Consider the following 6,104-nt stretch of genomic DNA (forward strand, 5'->3'; position numbering starts at 1 on the left):
AGTCCAGCGGCAACTGTTCAAACCAAGTGCGAAGAGAAAAACCCGGCTGCATAGTCGGGGCTGTGGATCCACGCACGCGTTACTTGAAGGGGGACCTTGCGTTTTTTACAGGGGAACTGTCCGGCTGCTGGACCCATCCTTGAATAAATGCTTCAACGACTCTGAGCCCTATTGATATTAAGTTACCAATATAAATCTATTTCTTCTTTACGCTCACTGGCCGTGCATGAGTTGCCATTGATTGTAGATGTGCGCTCGCTACAAACAATTAACCGACTATTTGAAAGGGGGTTCCATGAAGCGACACTTCAGTATCAACATTCAGATTGCGAGGATCTTAGCGGTTGGGCTGCTCATGACTTATTGTGGACGTTCAGAATCGGAGTCGTCGGAACTGGATGGGGGGGCAACCGCGCTCAAAATCAGCGGCGCATGGCGCATGGTGTCGTACAAGGGAAGTTATGTGCAGAATCCTGGCACAGGAGCCGCGGTCGATGTGCCCACCAGTCGGACGTTTACGGCAGGAGACCCCAACGTCATCTCATTGTTCAATATTGATTCAGCCGGGAACGGCTCGATTCAAGGCAAGGAAACCTGCAAGGTCAGCGTGAGTCAAGCCCAGGATACGGCGGCTTCCATTCAGAGCTCTCGGGTTTTGAATGCTGCGGAAGGTGTGGTTGGACTCATTCAGGCCGTACTTGAGGTGAAGAGTATGTTCGACTGCACTCCTGGTGAAGTCAAAGACGAAAATGTCTTTGTTTCACAAAGGGTAGGATTCTTAGGTTGGCCCGATCCACATCTTCCGTTGAATGCGGGAGTCTTGGGTGAGAACAGTGGCAATTCTGAACAGGAATGCAATCTCTTGCGCGGCGTTCGTTATGTAAAAATAGGTCAAGCTGATGCCTGCATTGGTTACAATAACGGCCTGGCGACTGAGATCAAGATCTTGCTTCAAAGGCCAAGCGAAATCCGCATACAGCGTGTGATTCTGCGCCGCCCTTAAGTAGAGTCACAATCCATGTAGAATTCGAAAATGGGTTTCCGCGTAGAATGTGAGATTAGGAAGGGCTGACTGACAACTGATTTATCGACACAGTTACCTTTTGGCTGATAGCAAACCACTAATGTCGCAAAATAGCAGCATAAAAATATCGCCGAATTGACGCGCCCAATGATTTTTTAAGGGTAGTATTTTGGACGATATTTTCCTCGAGTTGTACGCCGGAATAAGTAACTGAAATTATTGCGAATAATTGCCTTTGTCCAAAAACCCTTGCGTTCGCTGAGATTTGGCTGGTTGAATGCCTATTTCGTAACCACCTAACATAAAATTCCTTTACATTTGTACTTAAGTTATAATACATTTGTGCCGATGTACCTTTGTCCAAGGAGGGCAGGCTATGGGATTGAAACGAAAAGAGTGGTCAGTCAGTGAGGCCCGAAGTCAGATGTCTGATTTAATTCTTCAGGCATTCGAGGCACCTCAAATAATCATCGATCGAAAAACCAAGGATGAGAAAGCCGTCGCCGTTATTCCGCTTGCAATGCTCGAGGAATTTGAGAATTTCAAGCGTGAAATGCGAAGGTCCAGTCTCGATGCGCTTTTCAAAGAAATACAGGAATCAGCTGAGGCTGATGGTTACGACGGCGAGACCGAGATACTGCCACCGCGCGGCACTGCGAAAACCGTGCTTGAATTCGATAGTGAGGACTGATCGTGGCTTACCTTGTGGATTCCTGCATACTATCCGGTCTCTTCAAAAGAGGTGAAAGCGGCAGAATTTGCCAGCAGTGGCTCAAAGAGCATCCGGATATTTTCACATCCGTTGTTGTGATCTATGAAATCGAAAGTGGTCTAAGGCGAGCCGGAATGATGAATGCTCTTGCTGCACTCGACAAATTCATAAAAATTGCGCCTCTCCGAGTCCTTGATGTGACGCGCGAAATAGCGTCGATTGCTGCCGCAAAGCGATCTGAGACCTTGCAAAAAGGTCTAACCCTTCATGCACAAGACCTGCTTATCGGTGCAACTGCAGCTCATCATAGTCTGAAGATTGTTACTGACAACGTGAAAGATTTCATCTGCTGGGGGGAAGTGGAGAATCCGTTTTCGCACTAATGTGTAAAAGTTTGACTCTGATCTGGCAAAATTCAGAATACGTTTTTATTTGAGATGACAATTACATTGCTTACGCAGATCAGCAAGCTGGGGCCTTTAAGGTTCATAATTTTCATCTTAGAAGCAGATTTACCTGCCGCTTGAGTACCCCATTTAGCTTGAATTCAGATCGTAAGCCATAAATGACTTAGATTATGGGGACAATGTTACGCACAATAGTGCGAAAAAATCTTCCAATTGACAATTACATAACATGTTATATAAGAAGTTATGTTATTTGGAGGCTGTCACATGACAGAAGATATTGTGCGTCGACTCGGATACCTGACCCTTGGTACTAGGCTCAGGCGTTTAGGCGAGCGCATTCAAGCTGACACGCAACGTATTCTTGACGATCACGAGCTTGCAATTCCCTCAGCGCAATTTCCATTTCTTGCCGCGATCGACCGGCTAGGGCCTCAGACAATTGGTGACCTGGCCCGCGCAGTAGGGGTAACTCAACCAGGCGCAACCCGCACCATTCTCCAGCTTGAGGAGAGTAAATTGGTGCTCGTTGTTCCTTCTGACGAAGATCAACGGAGGAAAGTGGTCAGTCTCACTGCGAAAGGCAAAGACCTCGTCATGGTTGGAAAACGTGCTGCATGGCCAGCAATCGAACACGCCGTGAGAGATCTGTGTCACAAGTTGAACGGCCCGCTACTTGACCAGCTTACAGCTATCGAGGACGGTCTTATCGACCAGCCACTGCGTCATCGGGCTAAGTTAAAAAAGGAACCAAACACATGACCAAGCATGTCCTTGATCGGCCTGTATGGAATGCTCTCAGCACTTGTCAAACACTCGTCGCGGTGGGAGGTGCCCTTGCGCGTCGATTTTCTCCTAATATTGGCCCTTTAGCTGCCGCCTGCGACGACAGCCCGCAAAGTCTAGATGCACTGGCCGAATTGATTCCACTTTCTGGGCATCTAATCTTGCTGCAAGCTGAACAGATTGTGCTTCCACCCCGCGTGGATGTTATCATGATGGCGCCAGGTGTGCAGATGGTCGCTAATCATCTTGAACCGATGATCGACAGGGTCATTGGTCAGATCGAAATCCTCTCAAATCAAGATGTGCCTGCGATGCTTGAGCTTGCCACATTGACTAGGCCTGGACCCTTTGAGCTTGGTACTGCGAGCCTTGGCGGCTTCTTGGGAATCAAAGAAAATAACGTGCTTGTAGCGATGGCCGGGGAACGCATGAAACACCTGGGATACACGGAGATAAGTGGGGTGTGTGTCCATCCGAGCGCGCGTGGCCGGAACTACGCTCGCGTGCTCTCGACTGCTGTTGCCGCCCGGATCATCGACCGTGGAGAAACACCTTACCTTCATGCCTACGCGACAAATACAGCAGCAATCAAGCTTTATGAGTCGATCGGATTTCGGGTTCGATGTCCCGTGTATGTTGCAACCATCGCCCTTCAAGGCCTTGGCAGCCTCTAGCACCCCAGTTTAAACAATACCCCCTTTGAAAAATTCCACTTGTCTTGTGGAATCAAAACTTGGTTATAGAAAAGTCAGATGGAGTTTAAACTTTTACAACTAATGTGGTGAGCTTGTTCCAAAATTAGCGGGAATCGCGGATCAAACTGATTTTTAAAAAGGAATATGAACATGAGCAAAGCCATTACCAATCTCATGGAAGCGCAAAAATTCGCCATGAGCATTCGTCCGAAAATTGGGGGATTTCCTTATTTGGCCGAAGCACTACGAATTTCGGGTGTGACGCGTAACTCGTGGTCGCTGCCTTCGTGCCAAAGTGTGTATCTTACTACTGAAGGGGCTGTGGTATCTCAGGGAGCGCCTCTTCTCACAGGCAACGCAGATATTCCAGCCTTTGATCAAGATGCTCTTATTCGAGCGCTGCGTATGGATCAAGCTGGGCAAAGTACGTTTCCAGAATTCCTCAAAGCGTGCTGGGAGGCTGGGGTTATCAGCTACGATGTGGATCTGGAAAAACGCGAAGTGGCATACTATGGAGCATTTGGAGAATCCTACGTCGAGAATTATCCTGCCGTTGAAGTAACGAGGTGAATACTTTGAAGAAGCGCTTCTAATGAAGTTTTGTTCATAGGAAAGCGCCAACTTCTATTTGGGATATTTCGACGAAATCGAAACTTATTTTTGAAAGTGTCAGATCAAATTAGACTTTTATATCCTATTTTACTCTTCGATTTTCCCTTCCTGTATCTTCTCCAATTCAGAAGCGGGAACAGTTTCGACTTTGGGTTTTATTTTCGGAATGAGATCACCTTTAACAAGTGGCAATGTTCCGGGAAGAGCCTTCGAACGTACAACCGAAAGGCCAAATTCCGTCTGCAGTTTTTCAGCTTCAGAAGGCGTATGGAGCAAGGTGCTGTTCTCCGAATCCAAAGTGAAAGCTTTCAGGCTGTGGCTTCGTATTGAGGACCGCTGTGGAACCATTAAGATCGGATCAGCGCCGAACTCGGTGAGGCGAATCACATCGCCCTTCAAAGCGAACCGGTTTATGGGTCCCTCGGCGACCTTTCAGGCGCATGAGTTTGATGTCCTGGTGATGTCGATGGGTATATGGGAGCTTCAAGAGTCTTGACCAAGGCTTTGGCTTCATCCACAGCATTCGGTTTTTTTTGTAACCAGCGATTGAAATCGGCGATGATCCCGGGGTGCTTAATGGTTGCCAGGTGATAATCCCAAAGTTCCGAATACTTTTCGTGAAAATGAACCGGTTCTTTCACCCTTTGTTGCTTGCGCAACCATTCCTGGACCGCATCAAAATGCAGATAGACGAGATCCGTGCGCCTGGCTATGAGAATCATCATGGCGCTGTCGATGCTGTTGACGTAATTTAATTTCACGTCCTTAAATCCGGTGCTCTTATCGGAAAGGAATGAAACCGTATAGCCTGCAAGTGTTGTCACATCTTTAATATGAGCGGGATGGAGCTGTGAAGTCAGGCCAATGAATCCAGCACGGCTTTGCATGAAGGATATGGAATACTGAACCTTGAACTTGGAAGAATTCTCCGACCACAATGGGTTTGATGGGGTGATGAAATCCAGTCGTTCTTCCTTGAATTCGGAAACATAACGTCGAACGGGATAAAACCTGAGGTCCAGCACAATGCCCGCCTCGGCAGCAAAACGTCTGAGCAATGCGGGAAGGTAACCTTCAAGTTTGCCTGCATGATTCCAATACTGGGGATAGACCTGGGAATCAGGCAAGCCGACACTCAAGGATAAAGGAGCGGGCGTCTGAGCCAGCAGAATCGGAAATAGACTCGCGAGGAACCAAAGCTTCATGACAACTCCCTGCTGCGCCAAGTCAGAAGTTCCGTGCTTTGGCAATATCGCGAACTGTAGTCAATTCCCACGATAATAAGCCTATAATACGCCACTGTCTCCAGGAATTTTATCCACTGGGGAATTTTATGAACATATCACGCTTCTATCAGGGCTTTCCGGCGATGAAGCGCCCATTCTGGTCTTCCTTGAGTCCAACGCCGATCTGCCGATATTGATAAGGAAGCAAACAAACTTAGCCACCCTATTTCCATTGGCTTTTCGCTCACAAGATGAACATTTTTTTGAAACATGGACGGCTGAGCCTAAGATCACGTTGCATGGCCAATTCATGCACAAGATGGATCTTTTTCAGCATTTTCCTGTTTTTATCAATCGCCGAAAATGCCTGGGCTTTGGAAGACAGAGATCCTGATCATCTTTTGGACAAATATGCAATCCTCAGAAAAAAGTACAATCTTAGCCCCAGGGATGAGGACGAACTCAAGGCCTTACTGTTAAAACAGCCTGAGCCAGATTTCCAAGGATGGGTCCAGCAGCCGGACAGTTCCCCTGTAAAAAACGCAAGGTCCCCCTTCAAGTAACGCGCGCGTGGATCCACAGCCCCGACTATGCAGCCGGGTTTTTCTCTTCGCACTTGGTTTGAACAGTTGCCGCTGGACT

Annotated in this window: 8 protein-coding genes; 6 read left to right on the plus strand and 2 right to left on the minus strand. The window is 47.7% G+C overall.

Features of this window, described 5'->3' with window-relative positions; all coding sequences use genetic code 11:
* The first annotated feature begins 295 nt into the window (after positions 1-295).
* The 6 genes from VE954_RS11340 to VE954_RS11365 all read left to right on the plus strand — a co-directional run bounded on the left by VE954_RS11340 (position 296) and on the right by VE954_RS11365 (position 4,194).
* Positions 296-1,003 carry a hypothetical protein gene (locus VE954_RS11340; protein ID WP_324952747.1) on the plus strand — a complete coding sequence of 236 codons (708 nt, stop codon included), beginning with the start codon at positions 296-298 and terminating at the stop codon, positions 1,001-1,003.
* Positions 1,004-1,400: 397 nt separating this feature from the next.
* On the plus strand, positions 1,401-1,715 hold the full coding sequence (locus tag VE954_RS11345; protein ID WP_324952748.1) for a hypothetical protein: 315 nt from the start codon (positions 1,401-1,403) through the stop codon (positions 1,713-1,715).
* Between the two features lie 2 nt (positions 1,716-1,717).
* A complete protein-coding gene (locus tag VE954_RS11350) occupies positions 1,718-2,119 on the plus strand; it encodes a type II toxin-antitoxin system VapC family toxin (RefSeq protein WP_324952750.1) in 402 nt (133 codons plus the stop codon).
* A 291-nt stretch (positions 2,120-2,410) separates the two neighbouring features.
* Positions 2,411-2,905 carry a MarR family winged helix-turn-helix transcriptional regulator gene (locus VE954_RS11355; protein WP_324952752.1) on the plus strand — a complete coding sequence of 165 codons (495 nt, stop codon included), beginning with the start codon at positions 2,411-2,413 and terminating at the stop codon, positions 2,903-2,905.
* Positions 2,902-3,603, plus strand: coding sequence for a GNAT family N-acetyltransferase (locus VE954_RS11360; RefSeq protein ID WP_324952754.1), 702 nt, complete (start codon positions 2,902-2,904; stop codon positions 3,601-3,603). The genes VE954_RS11355 and VE954_RS11360 overlap by 4 nt, the downstream gene beginning before the upstream one ends.
* Before the next feature lie 171 nt (positions 3,604-3,774).
* Complete coding sequence (locus tag VE954_RS11365) at positions 3,775-4,194, plus strand: DUF1398 domain-containing protein (RefSeq protein ID WP_324952756.1); 420 nt, start codon at positions 3,775-3,777, stop codon at positions 4,192-4,194.
* Positions 4,195-4,323: 129 nt separating this feature from the next.
* On the opposite strand, the gene VE954_RS11370 is transcribed toward VE954_RS11365, so the two are convergent.
* Both VE954_RS11370 and VE954_RS11375 read right to left on the minus strand, forming a co-directional pair.
* Positions 4,324-4,512 (minus strand): hypothetical protein, encoded by a 189-nt coding sequence (locus tag VE954_RS11370; RefSeq protein WP_324952758.1) that lies wholly within the window; start codon positions 4,510-4,512, stop codon positions 4,324-4,326.
* Between the two features lie 134 nt (positions 4,513-4,646).
* Positions 4,647-5,441, minus strand: a complete 795-nt coding sequence (locus VE954_RS11375; RefSeq protein ID WP_324952760.1) for a hypothetical protein — start codon at positions 5,439-5,441, stop codon at positions 4,647-4,649.
* Between the last annotated feature and the right edge of the window lie 663 nt (positions 5,442-6,104).

This window comes from Oligoflexus sp. (genome assembly GCF_035638955.1).
In the GTDB taxonomy this organism is placed as follows: domain Bacteria; phylum Bdellovibrionota_B; class Oligoflexia; order Oligoflexales; family Oligoflexaceae; genus Oligoflexus.